Origin of the sequence: Aeromonas sp. ASNIH4 (genome assembly GCF_002934425.1) — a bacterium.
In the GTDB taxonomy this organism is placed as follows: Bacteria; Pseudomonadota; Gammaproteobacteria; order Enterobacterales; family Aeromonadaceae; genus Aeromonas; species Aeromonas hydrophila.
In genome coordinates this window covers 4,116,775-4,137,519 of record NZ_CP026217.1, presented here as the reverse complement: position 1 = coordinate 4,137,519, position 20,745 = coordinate 4,116,775, and the positions used below count along the sequence as shown (strand labels likewise).

The following is a 20,745-nucleotide window of genomic DNA, read 5'->3' as shown; positions in this document are numbered from 1 at the left end:
AAAATATTCAGCCACGAATGAAAACCCTTTACCGGCGACAGGCCAGAAAAAACCGCCTTTCGGCGGCTTTTTCGGTTTTTTCCGACTCAGTAATAGCCCGCATCGTCCGGGTTGGGTCTGGTCTTGAAGCGGCGGTGCAGCCACATGTACTGCTCCGGCGCCTTGCGCACGGCGGCTTCTATCTCGCGGTTGGCACGGGTCGCATCGACCAGGTCGTCACCGCTCGGATAGTCGGCGAGCGGCGCCCCGATATGCAGGGTGTAACCCTCGCTGGTGCGAATGTTGTAGCAGGGCAGGGTGACGGTATTTTTCACCCGCGCCAGGGTGGCGGTGCCGGTGATGGTGGCGGCCTGCTCCACCGCGAAGTAGGGCACGAACACGCTGGCATGGTTGCCGTAGTCATGATCCGGCGCATACCAGAGCGCATCGCCGTTGCGCAGCGCCTTGATCATCCCCTTCACGTCCATCCGGTCCACCAGGTATTTGTTGGAGGCGCAGCGACCGTGGTACTGGGCATACTCCAGCACCGGGTTGGTGTTGGGACGGTAGACGCCGACCCCGGGCCGTACCAGGCCGAAGCAGCGGGCGTTGAGCTCCAGCGTGAGGAAATGGCAGGAGAGCAGCAGCATGCCCTGACCCTTCTCCATGGCGGTGATGACGTGCTCTTCCCCTTCCACCTTCATCAGGTTGCGCATCCGCCAATCCGGCCAGAACCAGGCCATGCCGACTTCGAAGATAGCGCAGCCCACGCTCTCGAAATTCTGCTTGAGCAGTTTCTCGCGCTCATCCTTGGTCAGCTCGGGCATCGCCAGCTCCAGATTGCGGCGGGCAATCCTGACACGGGATTTCAGCAGCTTGCGGGCCAGACTGCCGAGCTGGCGTCCCAGCCACATCTGGCTGCGCCAGGGCAACAGCACCAGCAGCCAGAGCAGGCTGAGGCCGAACCAGCTGGCCCAGTAGCGGGGATGAAACAGGCGGGGTTCGAGGCGGGGAGCATTGTCGTGGGCCATGAAAAGTCTCTTGTTCGCAATCGCCATGCACCGGGCAAGCCCGGTCGAATAAGGGGAGGCGATAAAGGCACGTGGGGATCCTGAACGGATCGTTTTATTCGCAAGCGGGGATTCTAGCCGAAAAGCGGGGTCGGGGGCGAATGGCTATGTGCTGGTCAGAGGGGCTGATGGTGGTTCACTGGCGTGACGGGAACCGTCACTACCGGTTTCTTTAAATGGAAACCGCAGGTTTGCTTTTTCTCCCTCAAATAAAAGAGTGTGATAAAATCGGCGACTGATTTTTCAGGTTTTGAGAGTCGATACAGATGAAGATCACCCTGCCCGAGTTTGAAAAAGCCCGCGTTCTGGTCGTTGGCGATGTCATGTTGGACCGTTATTGGCATGGCCCCACCGGCCGGATCTCGCCCGAGGCACCGGTGCCTGTGGTCAAGGTCGAACACATTGAGGAGCGCCCGGGTGGCGCCGCCAACGTGGCGCTCAACTCCGCCGCGCTGGGCGCCCACGCCGTGCTGCTGGGTCTGACTGGTCAGGATGAGGCCGCCGATGCCCTGGCTGGCCAGATGGCCGGCGTCAAGGTCGCCTGTGACTTCGTTCGTCTGGCCGACTACCCGACCATCACCAAGCTGCGCGTACTGTCGCGCAACCAGCAACTGCTGCGTCTGGACTTTGAAGAGGCCTTCCACGATGTGGACTCCACCCTGCTGATGGGCAAGGTCGAGCAGGCGCTGCCGCACAGCGACGTGATGATCCTCTCCGACTACGGCAAGGGCGCCCTCAACGACGTGCCCGGCATGATCCAGCGCGCCCGCGCCGCCGGCATCCCGGTGCTGGTCGATCCCAAGGGGACCGATTTCGAGAAGTACCGCGGCGCTACCCTGCTGACCCCCAACATGTCCGAGTTCGAGGCCGTGGTGGGCAAGGTGAAGAGCGAAGAGGAGCTGGTTGCCAAGGGGCTGGAGCTGGTCAAGCGCTTCGAGCTGGAGGCCCTGCTGGTCACCCGTTCCGAGAACGGCATGACCCTGATCCGCGAAGGCCAACCCGAGCTGCATCTGCCGGCCCAGGCCCACGAGGTGTATGACGTGACCGGTGCCGGTGATACCGTCATCTCCACCCTGGCCACCTCGCTGGCCGCCGGCAAGAGCCTGGACGAAGCCTGTGCCCTGGCCAACACCGCCGCTGGTATCGTGGTCGGCAAGCTGGGGACCTCCACCGTCAGCCCGGTCGAGCTGGCCAACGCCCTCTACACCGAGCAGGAGACCGGCTTTGGCGTCATGTCAGAAGCCCAGCTCAAGATTGCCGTGCAGGCCGCCCGTCTGCGTGGCGAGAAGGTGGTGATGACCAACGGCTGCTTCGACATCCTGCACGCCGGTCACGTCTCCTACCTGGCCAATGCCGGCAAGCTGGGGGATCGCCTGATCGTCGCGGTCAACACCGACGAGTCGGTGCGTCGCCTCAAGGGGCCGGGTCGTCCGGTCAATCCGACCGAGCGCCGGATGGCCGTGCTGGCCGCGCTGGGTGCCGTGGACTGGGTGGTGCCCTTCGCCGAGGATACCCCGCAGCGGCTGATCGCCGAGGTGCTGCCGGATCTGCTGGTCAAGGGCGGCGACTACCAGCCGGAAGAGATTGCCGGCTACGCCGAGGTGACCGCCAACGGCGGCGAGGTGCGGGTCCTTAACTTCGAGGATGGCTGCTCCACCAGCGACATCATCAAGACCATCCGCGAACGCGGCTAATACTGCTGGCTCCGTTTATCCGGGGCCATCGCCAGCAAGCGACGACACCCGGATAACAAAAAGGCGACCTGATGGTCGCCTTTTTCATTGCCGATAACGACTATCAGACTTTGGTCTTGGCTTTTGCAGTGGCAGGCATCAGACCCTGGTTTACTTCCACCAGATCCTGCGCTTCCAGCACCCCGGCAGCCTGTTTCAGGCTCAGGATATTGAGGATGTAGTTGTAACGGGCTTCGGAGAGCTTCTGCTTGGCCTCGTACAGCTTGCGGGTGGAGTCCAGCACGTCGACGATGGTACGGGTACCCACTTCGTAGCCCGCTTCGGTCGCCTTCAGGGCGCTGTCGGCGGAGATGACGGACTGGCTGTAGGCGCGTACCGAGCCGATGCTGGCGTTCACGTTGTTGTAGGAGGAACGCACCGTGCTCTGCACCGAGCGGAAGTTCTTCTCCAGCAGTTCGCTGGCTGCCACGTAGTTGTACTGAGCCTGCTTCACTTTGGAGCTAGTGGCGCCACCGCTGTAGAGCGGCAGCTTGAAGGTCAAGCCGATATTGGCCTGATTGTCATTGCCGCCCGGCATGCTATCAAGCTTGTAATCGGTATTGCTGGTTTGCAGCCCGGCACCCAGATCCAGAGTCGGCTCATGGCCGGTCTTGGCCAGGTCAATCTGCTCCTTGGCGATGTCCTTGCCGATGCGGGCACTGTGCAGTTGCAGGTTCTTGTCCAGCGCCAGCTCCAGCCACTTGTCGGAGCCGAAGGCGGTCTTCTGCGGGCTGAAGCGATCGGTGTTGAGCACGTCCAGCTGACGGTGGTCGATACCGGTCAGCTCGCGCAGGGTCTCGTAGCTGTTGTCCAGCGAGTTCTCGGCGTTGATCTCGTCCGCCAGCGCCTGGTCACGAGAGGCCTCGGCTTCGTGCACGTCGGTGATGGCGGTCAGGCCCACTTCGAAACGCTGCTGGGTCTGTTCCAGCTGACGCTCTACCGCAACCTTGTTGGCGCGCACGAACTCCAGGGTGTCCATCGCCTTGAGCACGTTGAAATAGGCCTGGGCAGTACGCAGCATCAGGCTCTGGATCTCGAGGTTGTAGGCGACATCAGACTGGGTGGCCTGCTTCTCGCTGATATCCAGATTGACCCAGTTACTGCGACGATAGAGGGACTGCGACAGCGTCACTTCACCTTTGGCGTTGTTATTGCTCTGGGTATCGTTCTTGTTTTTCAGATAATTGAGTCCGGCACCCAGATCGATCTGGGGCAGCAGAGGGGCACGGGTTTCGTTGATCTTCTCGAAGGCCTGATCGCGAACGGCTTTGGACTGCAGCAACTGCGGGTCTTTGATCTGGGCTTGCTGGTAGATGTCGAGCAGGTTTTCGGCATGGGCACCGGCACTGACGCCCAGCAACACCATGACGGACAAAAGTGTTCTTTTCATAGATCGATTTAACCTTATGTAGTAACCCAAACTGGTTGCTGGAGAGGGCAAATATTGTCACCGACCAAGCTTGATTGCAGCTTAATCACTCTACTATAAGCAAAATTTTATGATAACTGTCTCTTTTCCAGCGACAGGAACGTCAAGAACGAGGGTGAGTTTTCTCCCCCACGTGCCTAGCCAAATGTCCTGTGGCTGCTAAAATCCGTCCCTCATCTCCGACGGGAGCGAGTGAATGAATGTTCATTCATGTTCCCGGATTTTATGGCCTAACCGAGCCAAGTCAAGCTGGCGGGAGTCTCGTATGTCGCAGCAAGCCTTGCCCCAAACCCGTCACTACTCTGCCGATGACGTAAAAATTATCGATAAATCAGCAGGATATAACGGATTCTTCAAAGTTAACGTCTATCGTCTGCAGCACAGGTTATTTGCGGGGGGCTGGAATGAGCCCATCGTCCGCGAGCTGTTCGAGCGCGGCCATGCCGCCGCCCTGTTGCCTTACGACCCGGTGCGCGACCAGATCGTGCTGGTGGAGCAGTTTCGCATCGGTGCCATCGAGACCAGCGCCACCCCCTGGCTGCTGGAGCTGGTGGCCGGCATCATAGACCCGGGCGAGGTCGCTGAAGAGGTGGTGCGGCGCGAAACGGTGGAAGAGGCGGGCATCGAGGTCGGCCGCTGCGAGCACGCTATCAGCTATCTGGTGAGCCCGGGCGGCAGCACCGAGCGTATCGAGGTCTACGTGGGCGAGGTGGATGCCAGCAAGGCCGAGGGGATCCACGGTCTGGCGGAAGAGGGGGAAGATATCCGGGTTCACGTGGTGAGCCGCGAGCAGGCCTATGCCTGGCTCAAAGAGGGGCGCATCGACAACGCCGCCTCCGTCATCGCCCTGCAGTGGCTGGCTCTCAATCACGGCGAGCTGCGTACCCGCTGGCTGGCGGAGCGCTAAGGTGGCGCTCGTTCATACCCAGGCCAAGCGCTATGTGCCTGATTTGATGTCCTTGCAGCGTACCTGCGAGGTCAACTACATGACCCTGATGAAGCTGCTGCCCCCGGGCGGCAGTGTCGGCGCCGAACGCCGCTATCAGGTGGGCAACGGCCTGCAGTTTCAGCTCACGGTGAGCGAGGAGAGTCGCTTCACCAGCCAGGTGATCCTGGCCCAGCACAACCCGGAATTGCCGAGTTATTTGCAGGCCCGGATAGAGATCCGTTTGTATCATGACGTGCGGATGGCGGAAGTGTGTGCGGCGCAACAGATTTCAAGGTTGCAACCACGTTATGATTATCCCAATAAAAATATGCACCAGCGGGATGAAAAGGAGCAGGTAAACCTGTTTCTGGCCGATTGGCTAAAATTTTGTCTCAGACATGGTACCAGCCTGATAAACATCCTCTAGTTGAACTCATAAAAAGAAGCGTGATTTTGGAAACAGAGCTACCCCAGGCGCAGGACGGCAGTGTGCGCCTGTTGCAAATTACCGACACCCACCTCTTCGCGAGTGCCGAGGGGCGGCTATTGGCCGTGCGCACAGCCGAGAGCCTGGCTGCCGTGCTGGAACGGGTGCAGGCCAATGACCATCCGTTCGATCTGATCCTCGCCACCGGGGATCTCTCCCAGGATCACAGTCCGGAGTCCTACCAGCGCTTCGCCTCCATGATGGCGCCGCTGGCGCGCCCCATCTACTGGCTGCCCGGCAACCACGACGACGGCCCCCTGATGACCGAATACCTGCACGCGGCCGGCATCAGCGAGGCCAAGCAGCTGGTAGGCGAGCACTGGCAGGTGATCCTGCTGGACACCCAGGTGCGCGGCAAACCCCACGGAGTGCTGGGGGATCACCAGCTGGCGGCGCTGGATCAGGCGCTGCGCCAGCATCCCGAGCGTCATGCCCTGATAGCTCTGCACCATCAGGCGGTGCCGGTGGGCTGTGCCTGGCTCGATCAGCACAATCTCAAGAATGCCGACGACCTGTTTGCCGTGCTGGCTCGCCACCCGCAGCAGAAGACCATTCTGTTCGGCCACGTCCACCAGGAGTTTGACGAGGTGCACCGCGGGGTGCGGCTGATCGCCAGCCCCTCCACCTGCATCCAGTTCAAACCGCTCTCTGATGGCTTTGCGCTGGACGAGTCCGGCCCGGGCTGGCGCTACCTCACCCTCTACCCGGATGGCCGCATCGCCAGCCAGGTGTGGCGTCTGCCGGTGGGGCAGTTCGTGCCCGACCCCAATGCCACCGGTTATTGAGGAGTCGCGATGAAGCCCGTACTTCTCTACCTGCACGGTTTCAACTCCTCGCCTGGCTCCGCCAAGGCGCAGCAGATGGCTGCCTGGGTGGCCGAGCACAGACCCGATATCGAGGTGGTGATCCCGGCCCAGCCCAACACCCCGGCGGCGGCCTGGGTGGCCATCGAGCAGACCATTGCCGATCTGCAGAGCCGTTATGGCAACGAATTCAAGCTTGGCGCCGTGGGCAGCTCCCTCGGCGGCTTTATGGCGACCCGGGTCAGCGAGCGATACGGCTGCCACGCCGCCCTGATCAACCCGGCGGTGCGCCCGCACGAGCTGCTCTGCGACTACCTCGGCCCCCAGACCAACCCCTACACGGGGGAGCAGTATCAACTGCTGCCTGAACACATGGATGAGCTGCGGGCGCTGGCGGTACCGGTGAGGGCCCCCGAGCGACTCTGGGTACTGCAACAGCAGGAGGACGAGGTGCTCGACTACCGCAAGGCGCTGGACGAATACCGCTTTGCCCGGCTCTCGCTGGAGTGCGGCGGCGACCACGCCTTCGTGGCGTTCGAACGCTACCCCGCCCAGATCGTCCGTTTCCTCGGACTCTAGCCATGCAGCCGCCGTTGGCCACCTTTCTGGAACAGGTGCTGGCCACGGCGCAAGCGGGCCTCACCTACTCCAAAGATCCCTTCGACATCGGCCGTTTCGAGGCGCTGCGAGCGGCCACGGCGGCGCTCATCGCCAGCCAGAGCGAGCTGGCACCTGAAGCCATCAGCGACTGGATCGCCCTCGATCGCGGTTATCCCACCCCCAAGCTCGATGTGCGGGCCTTCATTCAGAACGATGCAGGCCATATCCTGCTGGTGCAGGAGCGCAGCGACGGCTGCTGGACTTTGCCGGGGGGCTGGTGCGACATCGGCGATTCGCCGGCGGAGGCCGTGGTGCGCGAAGTGGTGGAGGAGACCGGTCTGGCGTGTCGGGCCGTGCAACTGCTGGCGCTGTTCGACAAGCTCAAGCACCCTCATCCACCCCAGCTGCCCCACGCTCACAAGGCGTTCTTCCTGTGTGAGGTGACCGGCGGCCAGCTGCTCACCGAAACCGATGAAACCAAAGGGGCGGGGTTCTTTCCCATCGACGATTTGCCCCCGCTCTCCCGCCATCGGGTACTGGAGTCCCAGCTGCGAACTCTCCATGAGCACTTGCTGCAGGGGCGGCAGGATACCCTGTTTGATTGATTGGCTCGGAACCTGAACCCGTCTGCAAGGAGGCAGCATGATCAAGCGCATCGGCAATACCCCCATTCAGGAGCGACACAAAGCCAGTTGTCACTGCGGCGCCGTGGTGCTGGAGCTGACCCTGCCGGATGGCGTGGTGGATCCGCGCCGCTGCGACTGCTCGCTCTGCCGACGCCGGGGCGCCATCGTCGCCTCGGTGCCGCTGTCCGGCATCCGCATCCTGCAGGGGGAGGATGTGCTTAGCTGTTACCAGTTCAATACCCACACCGCCAAACACTACTTCTGCAGCATCTGCGGCATCTATACCCATCACCAGCGCCGCTCCAATCCGACCCAGTATGGTTACAACCTCGCCTGCCTCGAAGGCGTCAATCCATTCGAGCTGGGGGAGGTGCCGCTGCTCGATGGCATCAACCATCCGGCGGATCGGCTGGTCTGACCGGCGGGGTCTCATCTGCTCCTGTAGCGCCCTGCGGGGCTGTGATAGTCTTGCCAGACCCGCCGCATGGCGGGTTGTGAGTCCGCATTATCTCGCTTGCCAACAGGGAGCCCGCTTGTGACAACTTCAGCACTGCCGGATCTGATCCTGGGCGCCTCTCTCTACTTTCCGCCCCTGTTCAAGGCGGTTCTGCTCGGCCTGCTGGGCTGGCTGCCCGTGCACCACCTGCTGCGCGACTGGCTCTACGGCGGGGATGTCTGGCATCCCCTGTTGATGGATCTCTCCCTGTTTATCCTCGCCGTCAGCGGCGCCCTATGGATATTGCTACATGGCTAAATCACCCCTCGCGACCCTCAAATACTTCTCAACCCTGCTGGTCTGCGCGCTGGCGCTGGCGGCGGGCTGGTGGCTGTGGAACTACTACATGCAGGGGCCCTGGACCCGGGATGGCAAGGTGCGGGCCGAGCTGGTCAGCATCACCCCCGAGGTGTCGGGCAAGATCATCAAGATAGCGGTGAAGGACAACCAGCTGGTGAAGGCGGGGGAGGAGATCTTTACCCTGGATCCCGAGCCCTACCGGATCGCGCTGGACAACGCCCAGGCGGCGCTGGCCAAGGCCAAATCGGATCTCGACAAGGCGGAGCACGAGGCGAACCGGCGCAGCGGCCTGTCGCGCAGCGTCATCTCCGCCGAGGCGGTGGACGAGGCCCGCCTCAATGCCCAGGCGATGAAGGCGGCCTACCAGGTGGCCCAGGCCAATCTGGAGCAGGCCAGATGGTCGCTGGCCAAGACCCGGGTGCATGCCGCGAGCGACGGCTACATCACCAACCTGCAGACCCGGGTCGGCAACTATGCCAGCGCCGGCGTGCCGCTGGTGGCACTGGTGGACATCCACTCCTTCTACGTGCAGGGCTACTTCGAGGAGACCAAGCTCAGGCACATAGCGCCGGGCAAACCGGCCGAGGTGGTGCTCTACAGCGGGGAGCAGCGGCTGCGCGGCGAAGTGGAGAGCATAGGGCGCGCCATCCACGATCAGAGCGTGGAGGGGGCCGACAATCTGCTGCTGGACGTCAAACCCAACGTGCCCTGGGTGCGGCTGGCCCAGCGGGTGCCGGTGCGGATCAAGCTGCTGGAGGTGCCACCCGAGCTGACCCTGATCGCAGGCACTACCTGCACCATCACCATAGGGGAGTAAGGTGGCCGCCTCGCTCTGGCGCCAGACCCCCTGGGGCAAGGCCAATGGCGGCCAGTGGCGCTACGCCCTGCGCAACAGCCTGGCAATGTGCCTGTCGCTCTGGCTGGCCTTCGTGCTGGAGCTGGACTCCCCCTACTGGGCGATGACGTCAGCGGCCGTGGTGAGCTTTCCCACCGTGGGCGGGGTGATCAGCAAGAGTCTGGGGCGGGTAGTGGGCAGCCTCATCGGTGCCATGGCGGCAGTGGTGATCACCGGCCTTGGCATCAGCGATCCCTGGCTGTTCAGCTTCCTCATCGCGCTCTGGCTGGCGCTGTGTACCTATATCTCCAACCACCATCAGAACAACGTCTCCTACGCCTTTGCGCTGGCGGGCTACACCGCCGCCATCATCGCCTTCTCCTGCGTCAACGTGACCGACCCGCAGCACATCTTCGACATCGCACAGGCGCGGGTGAGCGAGGTGATCATCGGCATTCTCTGCGGTGGCCTGTTGATGATGATCCTGCCCAGCACCTCCGATGGGGAGACCCTGCTGCAGTCGCTGCACAAGACCCAGGCCCGCCTGCTGGAGCATGCCCAGCTGCTCTGGCTGGGGGAGGCGAGCCCGGAGGTGCGCACCGCCCACGAGGGGTTGATCGGCCAGATCCTCACCATGAACGTGCTGCGTATCCAGGCGGTCTGGAGCCATCACAGGCTGCGCCGCCACAACCGGCTGCTCAACTTCCTGCTGCACCGCCAGCTGCGGCTCATCAGCCTCATCTCCAGCCAGCGCCGCATGCTGCACAACTGGCCGACGCAACCGGAGGGGCTGCAGGCGTTGCTGGAGTGTCTGCTGGCCGAGCTGGGCCAGCCCGGCTGCGACAAGTACCGCATCGCCCGGCTGCTGGCCCCCTTGGTGCCGACGGCGGCCAGCGACTACCGGCTGCACACCTTCTGGCGACGGCTGCGCCACTTCTGCTGGAGCTATCTGGAGTGTCAGCGCTGGCTGGATCGGTTGGCCCGCTACGACGACCAGGAGTGGCCGGCACCGCCGCGCCACTCTTCGCTCACCAGCCACACCGACACGCTGGAGGCGGCCTACAACGGCGGGCGCACCTTCCTCTGCGTGCTGCTGGGCTGCGCCTTCTGGATCCACAGCCAGTGGGATGCGGGCAGCTCGGCGCTGACCCTGCTCTCCATCTGCTGCGTGCTCTACTCGGCCACCCCGGCGCCCGCCAAGGGGGCCAACACCATGCTCAAGGCGATCCTGCTGCTCAGCCTCATCTGCTTCGCGGTCAAGTTCGGCCTGATGATCCGCCTCGACGACTTCTGGCTCTTCTGCGCCCTGCTGTTCCCCGTGCTCATCACCATGCAGCTGTTCAAGCAGCAACAGCCCAGGCAGGCGGTGCTGTGGGGCCAGCTCATCGTGCTGCTTGGCTCCTTTCTCGCCATCACCAATCCGCCGAGCTACGACTACCTGCAGTACATCAACGGCAGCCTGGGGCAGGCGCTGGGGGTGATGAGCGCCGGACTGGCGTTCCAGCTGCTGCGACCGAGCTCGGATCGGCGCAAGAGCCGCCGCCTCATCCGCTCCCTGCGCCGCCACTTCATGGATCAGCTGGAGCCGGCCCCACGCCAGAGCGAGAGCCAGTTCGAATCGCTCATCTATCACTGCATCAGCCAGCTCAGCCAGAGCCAGGATCAGACCGCCCGTCTCTGGGTGCTGCGCTGGGGCGTGGTGCTGCTCAACTGCAGCCACATCGTCTGGCAGCTGCGCCAGTGGCGCGGCGAGGATCAACCCCTCTATCTGGTGCGCGACAACTGCATCCGCTCTCTGCAGGGGATCCTCACCGAGCAGGGGGTACAGCATGCCTCCCTGGATCGCACCCTGGCCGAGCTGCAGCGGATCAGCGCGGCCCTGGCCAACCACAGGGAGCCGACGGCGCGGGAGCTGGCCGGCATGGTGTGGCGGCTGCACAGCTCGCTCTCCCAGTTGCAACAGGCGCTGCCGGTGGCGGCCGAGGCGCGCTGAACGGGCCGGCGGGGCGACTTACCCCGTCCGGATCAAGCTTTGCCGCCGCCGGGTTTGTCCAATACCCTCCCAACGAGTAAGATTCTCCCCAAACGTCAATTCGCAAGGCCCTCCATGTCTACTCAATACAATGCGGATGCCATTGAGGTCCTCAATGGCCTTGAACCGGTGCGTCGCCGCCCCGGCATGTATACCGACACCACCCGGCCCAATCACCTCGGCCAGGAGGTCATCGACAACAGCGTCGACGAGGCGCTGGCGGGTCACGCCCGTACCCTGGAGGTGACCCTGTATGAAGATCAGTCCCTCGAGGTGATCGACGACGGTCGCGGCATGCCGGTCGACATCCACCCGGAAGAAGGGGTGTGCGGGGTGGAGCTGATCCTCTGCAAGCTGCACGCGGGCGGCAAGTTCTCCAACAAGAACTACCAGTTCTCCGGCGGTCTGCACGGGGTGGGTATCTCGGTGGTGAACGCCCTCTCCGAGCGGGTCGAGGTGACGGTGCGCCGTGACGGCCAGGTCTACGACATCGCCTTCGAGAAGGGCGAAAAGGTGCAGGAGCTGACCATCACCGGCACCTGCGGGCGCCGCAACACCGGCACCCGGGTACGCTTCTGGCCGGAAGCCCACTACTTCGATTCGCCCCGTTTCTCGGTCTCCAAGCTGGAGCACCTGCTCAAGGCCAAGGCGGTGCTCTGCCCGGGTCTGACCATCAAGTTCCTCGACAAGAACACCGGCATCAAGCTGGAGTGGTGCTATGAAGACGGCCTCAAGGATTACTTGGTCGACGCGGTCAAGCAGTTCACCTGCCTGCCGGAGCAGCCCTTCGTCGGCGCCTTCAGCACCGAGCAGTCGGCGGTGGACTGGGCCCTCTGCTGGCTGCCGGAAGGGGGTGAATGCCTCGCCGAATCCTATGTGAACCTGATCCCCACCGCCCAGGGCGGTACCCACGTCAACGGTCTGCGCCAGGGCCTGCTCGACGCCATGCGCGAGTTCTGCGAGTTCCGCAACCTGCTGCCGCGCGGGGTCAAGCTGACTCCGGAAGATATCTGGGATCGCTGCGCCTACATCCTCTCCATCAAGATGCAGGATCCGCAGTTTGCCGGTCAGACCAAGGAGCGACTCTCCTCCCGTCAGAGCTCGGCGTTCGTCTCTGGCGTGGTGAAGGATGCCTTCAGCCTCTATCTGAACAGCAACACCGAGTTGGCCGAACAGCTGGCCGAGCTCTGCATCTCCAGCGCCCAGCGCCGGATGCGCGCCGCCAAGACGGTGGTGCGCAAGAAGATAACCCAGGGCCCGGCGCTGCCCGGCAAGCTCACCGACTGCGGCTGCGCCGACCCCATGCAGGGGGAGCTGTTCCTGGTGGAGGGTGACTCCGCGGGTGGCAGTGCCAAGCAGGCGCGGGATCGCGAGTTTCAGGCCATCATGCCGCTGCGCGGCAAGATCCTGAACACCTGGGAGGTGGAGGCTGGTCAGGTGCTCGCCTCGCAAGAAGTGCACGATATCTCGGTGGCTATCGGGCTCGACCCGGACTCCGACGATCTTTCTGGCCTGCGCTATGGCAAGGTGTGCATCCTGGCGGATGCGGACTCGGACGGTCTGCACATCGCCACCCTGCTCTGCGCCCTGTTCGTGAAACACTTCCGCGCGCTGGTCAATCAGGGCTACGTCTATGTGGCCATGCCGCCCCTCTACCGGATCGACATCGGCAAGGAGGTCTACTACGCCCTCGACGAAGACGAGAAGAACGGCGTGCTGCAGCGGGTCGAGGCCGAGAAGAAGAAGGGCAAGGTAATGGTGACCCGATTCAAGGGCCTGGGTGAGATGAACCCGAAACAGCTGCGGGAAACCACCATGGATCCCAACACCCGCCGTCTGGTACAGCTCACCATGGGGCCAGAGGCTGAAGGGGATGAGACCCTGCAGCTGATGGACATGCTGCTGGCCAAGAAGCGGGCGAGCGATCGCCGCGAGTGGCTGGAAGAGAAGGGCAACCTCGCCATCATCTAAGCCGTCGGCCGGCTCTGTCGGGGCCGGCAAGCATTTAGCCGGAGCCGCCTTGTGGCGGCTCCCGAACCGAAAGAGATAATCACATGAGTGATGCTATCGAGCTCAGTCTGGACGGGGTAGAGCGCCAGCCAATGCGCACCTTTACCGAACAGGCTTACTTGAACTACTCCATGTACGTCATCATGGATCGGGCCCTGCCGCATATCGGCGACGGCCTCAAACCGGTGCAGCGGCGCATCATCTACGCCATGAGCGAGCTGGGCCTGTCGGCCCTCTCCAAGCACAAGAAGTCCGCCCGTACCGTGGGTGACGTGCTGGGTAAGTACCACCCCCATGGCGACAGCGCCTGTTATGAAGCCATGGTGCTGATGGCCCAGCCCTTCTCCTACCGCTACCCGCTGGTGGACGGTCAGGGCAACTGGGGTGCGCCGGACGATCCCAAATCCTTCGCCGCCATGCGTTATACCGAGGCGCGCCTGTCGCGCTTCTCTGAGCTGCTGCTCTCCGAGCTGGGGCAAGGCACGGTGGAGTGGACGCCGAACTTCGACGGCACCATGAAGGAGCCCGTGGTGTTGCCCGCCCGCCTGCCGCACATCCTGCTCAACGGGGTGACCGGTATCGCGGTAGGCATGGCGACCGATATCCCGCCCCACAACGCGCGGGAAGTGGCCCACGCCTGTGTGGAGCTCCTGGACAACCCCAATGCCGGCCTGGATGCCCTGATGGCCCATGTGCAGGGGCCGGACTACCCGACCAACGCCGAGATCATCACGCCCCGCGACGACATCCGTAAAATCTACGAGACCGGCAAGGGCTCCATCAAGCAGCGGGCGGTGTGGAACGAAGAAGATGGCGACATCGTCATCACGGCGCTGCCCCATCAGGCCTCCGGCGCCAAGATCATGGAGCAGATTGCCGCCCAGATGGTGGCGAAAAAGCTGCCCATGGTCACCGATCTGCGCGATGAATCGGACCACGAGAACCCGACCCGTCTGGTGATCGTGCCGCGCTCCAACCGGGTGGACGTGGAGGGGCTGATGGCCCACCTGTTCGCCACCACGGACTTGGAGAAGAACTACCGGGTCAACCTCAACATCCTGGGTCTGGACAACCGGCCCCAGGTGAAAGACCTCAAGACCATCCTCACCGAGTGGCTGAGTTTCCGCCGCGAGACGGTGCGCCGCCGCCTGCAATATCGTCTCGACAAGGTGCTGGCCCGCCTGCACATCCTCGAAGGCTTGCTCATTGCCTACCTCAACATCGACGAGGTGATCGAGATCATCCGCACCGAGGAAGAGCCGGGCCGGGTGATGATGGAGCGCTTCAACATCAGCGAGACCCAGGCCGAGGCGATCCTCGAGCTCAAACTGCGCCACCTGGCCAAGCTCGAAGAGTTCAAGCTGCGCGCCGAACAGAACGAACTGGCCGAAGAGCGCGACAAGCTGGAACTGATCCTGGGTTCCGAGCGCCGTCTCAGCACCCTGCTGAAGAAAGAGATCCTGGCAGATGCCGAGAAGTACGGTGACGATCGCCGCACCCCGCTGGTGGAACGTGCCACCGCCGTGGCCCTGACCGAGAAGGAGCTCACCCCGAGCGAGCCGGTCACCGTGATCCTCTCTGACAAGGGCTGGGTGCGTGCCGCCAAGGGCCACGACGTGGATGTGGAGGGCCTCTCCTACAAGGCGGGGGACGGCTATCTGGCCCACGCCCATGGCCGCAGCAATCAGCAGGCGGTGTTCCTCTCCACCCTGGGGAGAACCTACTCGCTGGAGGCCCACACCCTGCCCTCCGCCCGCAGTCAGGGCGAGCCGCTCACCGGTCGCTTCGCGCTGGGGGCTGGCGAAGAGGTACGCCATCTGGTGATGGGCAACGAGGGCGAGCCGTATCTGATCTGTTCCGACGCCGGTTACGGCTTCGTCTGCAAATATGACGACCTGATTGGCAAGAACAAGAACGGCAAGGCGCTGCTGACCGTGCCGGAAGGGGGCCTGGTGATGGCACCCCAGAAGATAGGCGCGCCGGAGACCGATCTCTGCATGGCCATCTCCAACGAGGGCCGCATGCTGTTGTTCCCGCTGAGTACATTGCCGGTGCTCGGCAAGGGCAAGGGCAACAAGCTCATCAGCATCCCCTCGGCGCGCGTGAAGGCACGAGAGGAGTTTGTGGTGATGGCCGCCGTCATTCCGCAGGGGCAGTCGGTCACCCTGTTTGCCGGCAAGCGCAAGCTCACCCTCAAGCCCTCTGATCTTGACTACTACCGCGGCGAGCGCGGCCGCCGCGGCGCCAAGTTGCCTCGCGGCTTGCAGCGGGTGGATCGTATCGAGATTGAAGCCGCCGCTGGTGAGCCGGCAGTTGGGGAAAGTCAGGAAGGGTAATTAACAAGAAGGGCGCGAAAGCGCCCTTTTACCTATTTTAATTTGGTGTTATTACCGACAGTTCAGAGTGCACAACGATGTTAGTCGCTGACAATAGCTGTCCAACGTAGATAAAATAGAAAGTAAGGGTCTCGAATATCGAAGACATCATTGTCCTCATCCCATTCAACAATGTTATCCCCAGCTGCACCGTTTACGATATTACTGGAGTGTAAACATGCCCCTGTTATGCTAGAACCACTGGGGCAATTTCCTATACATAAAGAACTTATTCTATCTAAAAGATCTTGATATCTAAATGTCAGTTGAGGCGGGGATAGCGAAAGTGCTTTCACGATGAACTTATAAACATCACCTTGCCACCCCTCCTTTGAGATATATACTTTTCTATCTGATCCTCTAGTTTTTGGACCCTCCAACATTTTATCTGTAACGGAGCTGTAATTTGTTGAGAGTACTGTTCTTTTACATATTTTTTCTAAAATGCTTTGGTCATCATGAAATGTAAATGGTTGAACAGATGTTTCTCTTACGTTTAACTCAAAACACGAGTTCAAGCAGAGATATTGCATTAACTGTGGTGAGCCAGCAGCCTCAGAGGCTAGTCGTTCTACCATGGTTGTACTTTCAGATATATTAAGTTTTTCAAAGCCTTTATAGGCAATCTTCTTTAATACATCCTCACCCCAGTAATCAAAGTCGATTGAAAAAATCCGTCCTCTTAGGTCAGGATTGCTTCTTATCACATCGTCATAATGATAAGGTACTGATGCGCATATAAATTTACATCCTTTCCTCATCGCTTCTTTGATCTGCTTGGCGATTTCGCCTTGAACATCTCTTGGTATGTAATGGAAATCATCAATAAAAATAATAAAATCTGTATTTCCAACTTCGCTTATCAACAACTGTAAGTAGTCAGTGGAGTAAGATTCTGACTCAGAGGAGTGGGAGTTCCTTATGGTGCCTACTGAAACCTCTCCAGTACCTTTCGCTAATAAAGGTATTCCCGCCTCTCCTGCAACCTTTCCCCCTATAGTACTAGAGGATGATGTACCTGTCGTTTTTGAACTTGACAGTGGAGTTCCAATTATATCAAAAACTCTGATCCAGATGTCATCTGATTTTCTTACTCCAGCACCAGTAACCTGAATTAAAGACTTCCCCCTAAAACTTGCTCAACAAATACAGTTTTTCCAGATTTAGATGGTCCGGAAATAGATATTAGCATAGAGCCGCTTTCTAAAACATCTTGTAGTTGCTGCCCCTTCTCTTCGAGGTGATCACTAACAAATGTCCATTGTGGAAACTTCCCTGGAGTGAATACTTCAGTAGCTTTCATGTCTACCCTTTTTATATAAATTATGGCCAGATGGTCTGTATAAAAACCGATTACCCTTGGTTAGGTTATCAGAATAACTACTCAGGAAACAATCTAAGGATCTTTCTTTTTTAGTTCATGGAATAGGCTGTGATGATATCAGGTTCATAAGTCTGCTTAGCGAAGCGTAATCAGACGTTCGCGAAAACAGGTTGCCGCAATTCTGTTAGTGTTCCAGATGATTTCTTCTCTATGTCCATAGCCAGCGAGATTGCGGCGCGGCCGATTACGCTTCGCTAATCGACCCTACGTGCCCTGCTTGATTCAACGCTCTGCTGCTTGTCGATGGCTTCGGTTGGGATGGTTTGTTCCCCCCTCATCCCCGACCCTTCTCCCGCAAGGGGAGAAGGGAGCTCTGCTCGTAGCTATATCGGATGACGGTGGCATTAGGGGGCTTAGAGATGTGCGGCTTGGATAAAGACGGCGAGGGCACCATGGTGGCGCGATACAGTCCCCTCTCCCCGTGGGAGAGGGTCAGGGTGAGGGGAGGTGCCGTAGGGAGCAACCAGCAAAGGGATTGGCACCGCCGCAAATCAGTTGTCGAAATTCCACTGTATGGGCAGCTCAAGATCGAATATCAGCTGATCCCCGTCGAGGAGAAAGGCCACGCTGGTCTGGTGCTGGTCATATTCATCGATAAGCCGGCAGCTCTCGGCGAAGTTGGATTCGTAGCTGAGGCGGGCAGTGCCACCGGTGTGAGCCCCGTCGAGTTCCACCCCCATTACCCGCAGCGGCTCTTTCTGACTGAGCTTGACCCGACTGTCACCCACATCCACCAGCCGCTCCAGCAGGGGGAAGAAATCTTGCTTGTGGGCCTCTATCGCCCGGGCGATGGCCTGCGCCAGCTCGGTGTGGCTGGCAAAGGGGCCATTCAGGGTGTAGCGGGTCTGTATCCTTTCCTGGGTCATGAACTGTTCCTCTCGGGGGTTGCCGGCGGGAGTTTCTCTTTTGGCTGCGACGGGGCGCTCAGGCGGCCATTGCGCACCAACGCCCGGCGGATGTTCTTGCACATCTTGCCGAAGCGCTGGATCTCATCGAAGGAGGGCGGGATGCCGCGATCGATCTGATATTGCCAGTAGCAGAGATCCGTATCCACCAGCTCCATCAGCTTCTTGGGACAGCCGATGCAGGTGTTGTCTGGCCCGCACTTGAAGGTATCCGGTTGGTAGAGCGGAAATTCCGCCTTCACGGCGTCGATGATCTGCTGCATCGCGGTAATGCGGTCCGGCTTTCTGTTCACGGCTCGTTCCCCGGCTCTGGTATGGGGGAGTCATTATATCCCTGCCAAAAATGGGGCCAATGACGCTTACGGGGTAGTTTTCTGCCAAGGGCGGCGGCCATGACAAGTGTTTCTGCTGTCAGCGGGATGGCGGATAGCACAACGCCCGGCAAGCCGGGCGTTGTGGGAGGAGAGGCAAGTGCCGTCCTGCAAGGGTGCATGGCCCCTTAGAAGTCGTGATAGAGGGGCCAGCCGAGCAGCGGGTGCTTGAGGCCGGCGCGCATCTCCATGTTGTCGAGCTTCTCTGGCGAAGCGTTCTCTTTTTGCTGCAGCTGGTACTGGCGCACAAAGCCGAGGGTATGGAGCAGGTTGGGCACAAAGCCCGGGCTCAGCTCCTGGCGCAGGGCGGCGGCCATGTCGGCGGGCAGCGCATTCAGCATCAGGGTGAGCTGGGCTGCGAGATAGTCGGTATCGTACCAGGTCTCGTCGAGCTCAATCTCCCGTGCCAGTTTGCGCTTGAGATCCTGCTTCACCTTGAGCGGGGCGGCACCACTGCCCTTGCCACAGAGGATGCGGTAGAGCAGCGCTTCGGCCAGCTTGTCCTCCATGGTGGGGTGGTCGCTCTCGCAGGCGAAGAAGTGCTGGTCGATGAGCGCCATCAGGCGGCTCTTGTTGTGCTCGGTCAGCGCCTTCTCGTACTCCTGCCACCCTTGCCACTCCTCCACATCGGGCGGGCTCGAGATCTTGTCCAGCAGGCGGGCATCCACGTCACCGTAGAGGCTGTTGCCAGCCTGCTTGGGGCTGACGGTGATGAGCATTGACCAGCCCTTCTGGAACGGCTTGATGGGGCCTTCCGGCGCCTGCAGCAGCGCCAGCGCCTTGGCCGGATCCCGCGCCGAGAGCTCCTGCAGGCCGAGGCTTACTACGCCGATGACGTCGTGGGCGGCCTGCTCCAGCAGGTGCATCTTGTACTTGTTGTAGTACTTGTCGGCGAATTTGAGGCTCATCAGCACCGCTTTGCCCTTGATGGCGGCCAGCTGTTGTTCGGTCAAACGTTCATTGTCGCGGCCAAAGCGCAGCACCTGGGTCAGAAAGGGGCCCTGGTTGGCATCGCGAATGACTAACTGCATGAATGGGCTCCTTAATCCAGAAAGCTGAACATGTCGTCGACGTCGCCGTACTCGTCTTCCTCGACCTTGTTCTTCTCTTTGGCCTGCATCACCAGCTCGGCGGCAAACTTGTTGATGATGCCGTCCCAGGTGGAGTGCTCGTTGCGCAGCAGCGCCTTGATGGCTTTCTCCACCTCGGGGGCCAGCTCGCGAATGAGCATCAAGAGGCTGCGCGGGTCGTCCAGCGCATAGTCGTGGACATCCTCGCTCTGCTGGCGCTCGCTGTAGCGCAGGGACTCTTCGAGATCTTCCTCTTCGGCGTGCAGCACGTCGCGATAGCCTTCGTCCTCTTCATAGCGATCGCCACGATAGAACTCGATAAAGGGGATGGCGAGGTAGAAGAGACCGGCCGGATCCTCGGCCACGCACTCGAGAATCTCGCGCTGCTTGGCTTCGCTATCCTGGGTGCGGATCAGGTAGTTGAGGAAGTCGAAGGTGTGCTGTTGCAGCTCGTCGGCGTTGTTCTTGATCGCCTCTTCCCAGTAGAGCGGCTGCTGGCAAACGATGTCGCGGATCCGCTCCGGGGTCATCAGCTCGGAGATGATGGAAGGGAAGGAGATGTCGTGCTGGCCGTTGATCTGGGTCAGGGTAACGATATCAATGTTTTCAATCACTTCTGCCAGCTGGTTGTCAGACATGGTCTTGGCGATCAGCTCGAACTTCTCGCTGGCCTGCTTCGGCTCGATAACGGCCAGCTCTTTGATCTCGATGGCGGTAATTTCTATCAGACTGTTGCTCATGCCTTGCCCCAATTAGAAACGGACTTCGTCGTACATATCCTGATCGCCGTCGTCATCACCATAGCGGTCACTGCCGCCATGGTAGTCGGCGTCGGCATCTTCCCCGTCTTCCTCTTCTTCGTCGCGCAGCTCATAGTCGTCATCGGCACGGTGGCTGCCGCGCGGCAGCGGGTTGTCGAGCAGGAACAGCACGGCGCAGGCTTCCATCAGCTGATCTTCGCTCTGGGCCCGCACCGCCTTGACCAGTGGCAGGACGGCGTTGTTGAAGCCGACGCTCACCTTGAACTCGTCCCAGCTCGGCTGCTCGCCGCTGGCGAGCCACTTGTTCCACTGCGACTTGGCCTTGGCCGGGAACTGCACCCGGCCATAGAGGGCGAGCGGCAGGTATTCGGGCATGAACTCCAGCATGCTCATGTCGGCCAGCAGCAGGGCCTTCATCTGGTCGGTGAACTGCTCGAGCCCCTTGGGGTCGTCCTGATCCCGGTAGGATTCGATGTTTTCACTGGCATCGCTTTGCAGGGCCTTGAGCCGTGCCTGGTCCCATTTATTTTGCATAGTCGCTCTTCTTGCCT

Annotated in this window: 21 protein-coding genes; 12 read left to right on the top strand and 9 right to left on the bottom strand. The window is 60.9% G+C overall.

What is annotated here, in order from left to right; all coding sequences use genetic code 11:
* Nucleotides 1-86 precede the first annotated feature (86 nt).
* Nucleotides 87-1,010 carry an LpxL/LpxP family Kdo(2)-lipid IV(A) lauroyl/palmitoleoyl acyltransferase gene (gene lpxL, locus C2U40_RS19265; RefSeq protein WP_103827059.1) on the bottom strand — a complete coding sequence of 308 codons (924 nt, stop codon included), beginning with the start codon at nucleotides 1,008-1,010 and terminating at the stop codon, nucleotides 87-89.
* Nucleotides 1,011-1,315: 305 nt separating this feature from the next.
* Here lpxL and hldE point away from each other — a divergent pair, with 305 nt between their 5' ends.
* Nucleotides 1,316-2,743: a bifunctional D-glycero-beta-D-manno-heptose-7-phosphate kinase/D-glycero-beta-D-manno-heptose 1-phosphate adenylyltransferase HldE gene (gene hldE / locus C2U40_RS19260; protein ID WP_043127108.1), complete on the top strand. Its 1,428-nt coding sequence runs from the start codon at nucleotides 1,316-1,318 to the stop codon at nucleotides 2,741-2,743.
* A gap of 103 nt (nucleotides 2,744-2,846) precedes the next feature.
* On the opposite strand, the gene tolC is transcribed toward hldE, so the two are convergent.
* Nucleotides 2,847-4,172, bottom strand: a complete 1,326-nt coding sequence (tolC, locus tag C2U40_RS19255) for an outer membrane channel protein TolC (protein WP_024944694.1) — start codon at nucleotides 4,170-4,172, stop codon at nucleotides 2,847-2,849.
* Between the two features lie 304 nt (nucleotides 4,173-4,476).
* On the opposite strand from tolC, the gene nudF reads away from it, so the two are divergent.
* From nudF to parC, 11 genes are all read left to right on the top strand, one after another.
* Nucleotides 4,477-5,118, top strand: a complete 642-nt coding sequence (gene nudF / locus C2U40_RS19250; protein ID WP_181014712.1) for an ADP-ribose diphosphatase — start codon at nucleotides 4,477-4,479, stop codon at nucleotides 5,116-5,118.
* Nucleotides 5,119-5,164: 46 nt separating this feature from the next.
* A complete protein-coding gene (locus C2U40_RS19245; protein ID WP_198426826.1) occupies nucleotides 5,165-5,566 on the top strand; it encodes a DUF1249 domain-containing protein in 402 nt (133 codons plus the stop codon).
* Between the two features lie 26 nt (nucleotides 5,567-5,592).
* On the top strand, nucleotides 5,593-6,411 hold the full coding sequence (cpdA, locus tag C2U40_RS19240) for a 3',5'-cyclic-AMP phosphodiesterase (protein WP_011707475.1): 819 nt from the start codon (nucleotides 5,593-5,595) through the stop codon (nucleotides 6,409-6,411).
* A gap of 9 nt (nucleotides 6,412-6,420) precedes the next feature.
* Nucleotides 6,421-7,008: a YqiA/YcfP family alpha/beta fold hydrolase gene (locus tag C2U40_RS19235; protein ID WP_103827057.1), complete on the top strand. Its 588-nt coding sequence runs from the start codon at nucleotides 6,421-6,423 to the stop codon at nucleotides 7,006-7,008.
* Nucleotides 7,009-7,010: 2 nt separating this feature from the next.
* Nucleotides 7,011-7,634, top strand: a complete 624-nt coding sequence (locus tag C2U40_RS19230) for an NUDIX hydrolase (RefSeq protein WP_103827056.1) — start codon at nucleotides 7,011-7,013, stop codon at nucleotides 7,632-7,634.
* 37 nt (nucleotides 7,635-7,671) lie between these two features.
* Entirely contained in the window at nucleotides 7,672-8,073 is a 402-nt protein-coding gene (locus C2U40_RS19225) for a GFA family protein (protein ID WP_103827055.1), read from the top strand.
* A gap of 66 nt (nucleotides 8,074-8,139) precedes the next feature.
* Complete coding sequence (locus C2U40_RS19220; protein WP_045525566.1) at nucleotides 8,140-8,409, top strand: DUF1656 domain-containing protein; 270 nt, start codon at nucleotides 8,140-8,142, stop codon at nucleotides 8,407-8,409.
* Complete coding sequence (locus C2U40_RS19215; RefSeq protein ID WP_017409516.1) at nucleotides 8,402-9,268, top strand: efflux RND transporter periplasmic adaptor subunit; 867 nt, start codon at nucleotides 8,402-8,404, stop codon at nucleotides 9,266-9,268. Before C2U40_RS19220 ends, C2U40_RS19215 begins: the two co-directional genes overlap by 8 nt.
* Nucleotide 9,269: 1 nt before the next feature.
* Nucleotides 9,270-11,279 (top strand): FUSC family protein, encoded by a 2,010-nt coding sequence (locus C2U40_RS19210; RefSeq protein ID WP_103827054.1) that lies wholly within the window; start codon nucleotides 9,270-9,272, stop codon nucleotides 11,277-11,279.
* Between the two features lie 114 nt (nucleotides 11,280-11,393).
* On the top strand, nucleotides 11,394-13,289 hold the full coding sequence (gene parE / locus C2U40_RS19205; protein ID WP_103827053.1) for a DNA topoisomerase IV subunit B: 1,896 nt from the start codon (nucleotides 11,394-11,396) through the stop codon (nucleotides 13,287-13,289).
* A gap of 83 nt (nucleotides 13,290-13,372) precedes the next feature.
* Complete coding sequence (parC, locus tag C2U40_RS19200) at nucleotides 13,373-15,664, top strand: DNA topoisomerase IV subunit A (protein WP_103827052.1); 2,292 nt, start codon at nucleotides 13,373-13,375, stop codon at nucleotides 15,662-15,664.
* Between the two features lie 80 nt (nucleotides 15,665-15,744).
* Here the strand turns inward: parC and C2U40_RS26250 are convergent, their stop codons facing one another.
* From C2U40_RS26250 to atcA, 7 genes are all read right to left on the bottom strand, one after another.
* Nucleotides 15,745-16,572, bottom strand: a complete 828-nt coding sequence (locus tag C2U40_RS26250) for an ATP-binding protein (protein ID WP_146054341.1) — start codon at nucleotides 16,570-16,572, stop codon at nucleotides 15,745-15,747.
* Nucleotides 16,573-16,817: 245 nt separating this feature from the next.
* Nucleotides 16,818-17,006: a hypothetical protein gene (locus C2U40_RS26245; protein ID WP_146054340.1), complete on the bottom strand. Its 189-nt coding sequence runs from the start codon at nucleotides 17,004-17,006 to the stop codon at nucleotides 16,818-16,820.
* Nucleotides 17,007-17,578: 572 nt separating this feature from the next.
* Nucleotides 17,579-17,953: a hypothetical protein gene (locus tag C2U40_RS19195; protein WP_103827051.1), complete on the bottom strand. Its 375-nt coding sequence runs from the start codon at nucleotides 17,951-17,953 to the stop codon at nucleotides 17,579-17,581.
* A complete protein-coding gene (locus C2U40_RS19190) occupies nucleotides 17,950-18,255 on the bottom strand; it encodes a hypothetical protein (protein WP_181014727.1) in 306 nt (101 codons plus the stop codon). Before C2U40_RS19190 ends, C2U40_RS19195 begins: the two co-directional genes overlap by 4 nt.
* Nucleotides 18,256-18,491: 236 nt before the next feature.
* Nucleotides 18,492-19,394 carry a cold adaptation protein AtcC gene (gene atcC / locus C2U40_RS19185; protein ID WP_103827049.1) on the bottom strand — a complete coding sequence of 301 codons (903 nt, stop codon included), beginning with the start codon at nucleotides 19,392-19,394 and terminating at the stop codon, nucleotides 18,492-18,494.
* An 11-nt stretch (nucleotides 19,395-19,405) separates the two neighbouring features.
* On the bottom strand, nucleotides 19,406-20,173 hold the full coding sequence (atcB, locus tag C2U40_RS19180; RefSeq protein WP_103827135.1) for a cold adaptation protein AtcB: 768 nt from the start codon (nucleotides 20,171-20,173) through the stop codon (nucleotides 19,406-19,408).
* Between the two features lie 12 nt (nucleotides 20,174-20,185).
* On the bottom strand, nucleotides 20,186-20,728 hold the full coding sequence (atcA, locus tag C2U40_RS19175) for a cold adaptation protein AtcA (RefSeq protein WP_103827048.1): 543 nt from the start codon (nucleotides 20,726-20,728) through the stop codon (nucleotides 20,186-20,188).
* Between the last annotated feature and the right edge of the window lie 17 nt (nucleotides 20,729-20,745).

Coding starts and splice junctions, on each gene's coding strand:
- C2U40_RS19245 (WP_198426826.1), top strand. CDS start 5,165: ATGTCCTTGCAGCGTACCTGCGAGGTCAACTACATGACCCTGATGAAG.
- nudF (WP_181014712.1), top strand. CDS start 4,477: ATGTCGCAGCAAGCCTTGCCCCAAACCCGTCACTACTCTGCCGATGAC.
- parE (WP_103827053.1), top strand. CDS start 11,394: ATGTCTACTCAATACAATGCGGATGCCATTGAGGTCCTCAATGGCCTT.
- C2U40_RS19215 (WP_017409516.1), top strand. CDS start 8,402: ATGGCTAAATCACCCCTCGCGACCCTCAAATACTTCTCAACCCTGCTG.
- C2U40_RS19235 (WP_103827057.1), top strand. CDS start 6,421: ATGAAGCCCGTACTTCTCTACCTGCACGGTTTCAACTCCTCGCCTGGC.
- C2U40_RS19195 (WP_103827051.1), bottom strand. CDS start 17,953: ATGACCCAGGAAAGGATACAGACCCGCTACACCCTGAATGGCCCCTTT.
- tolC (WP_024944694.1), bottom strand. CDS start 4,172: ATGAAAAGAACACTTTTGTCCGTCATGGTGTTGCTGGGCGTCAGTGCC.
- lpxL (WP_103827059.1), bottom strand. CDS start 1,010: ATGGCCCACGACAATGCTCCCCGCCTCGAACCCCGCCTGTTTCATCCC.
- C2U40_RS19225 (WP_103827055.1), top strand. CDS start 7,672: ATGATCAAGCGCATCGGCAATACCCCCATTCAGGAGCGACACAAAGCC.
- atcB (WP_103827135.1), bottom strand. CDS start 20,173: ATGAGCAACAGTCTGATAGAAATTACCGCCATCGAGATCAAAGAGCTG.
- C2U40_RS26245 (WP_146054340.1), bottom strand. CDS start 17,006: ATGAAAGCTACTGAAGTATTCACTCCAGGGAAGTTTCCACAATGGACA.
- atcC (WP_103827049.1), bottom strand. CDS start 19,394: ATGCAGTTAGTCATTCGCGATGCCAACCAGGGCCCCTTTCTGACCCAG.
- C2U40_RS19190 (WP_181014727.1), bottom strand. CDS start 18,255: ATGCAGCAGATCATCGACGCCGTGAAGGCGGAATTTCCGCTCTACCAA.
- parC (WP_103827052.1), top strand. CDS start 13,373: ATGAGTGATGCTATCGAGCTCAGTCTGGACGGGGTAGAGCGCCAGCCA.
- C2U40_RS19230 (WP_103827056.1), top strand. CDS start 7,011: ATGCAGCCGCCGTTGGCCACCTTTCTGGAACAGGTGCTGGCCACGGCG.
- hldE (WP_043127108.1), top strand. CDS start 1,316: ATGAAGATCACCCTGCCCGAGTTTGAAAAAGCCCGCGTTCTGGTCGTT.
- C2U40_RS19220 (WP_045525566.1), top strand. CDS start 8,140: ATGGCGGGTTGTGAGTCCGCATTATCTCGCTTGCCAACAGGGAGCCCG.
- atcA (WP_103827048.1), bottom strand. CDS start 20,728: ATGCAAAATAAATGGGACCAGGCACGGCTCAAGGCCCTGCAAAGCGAT.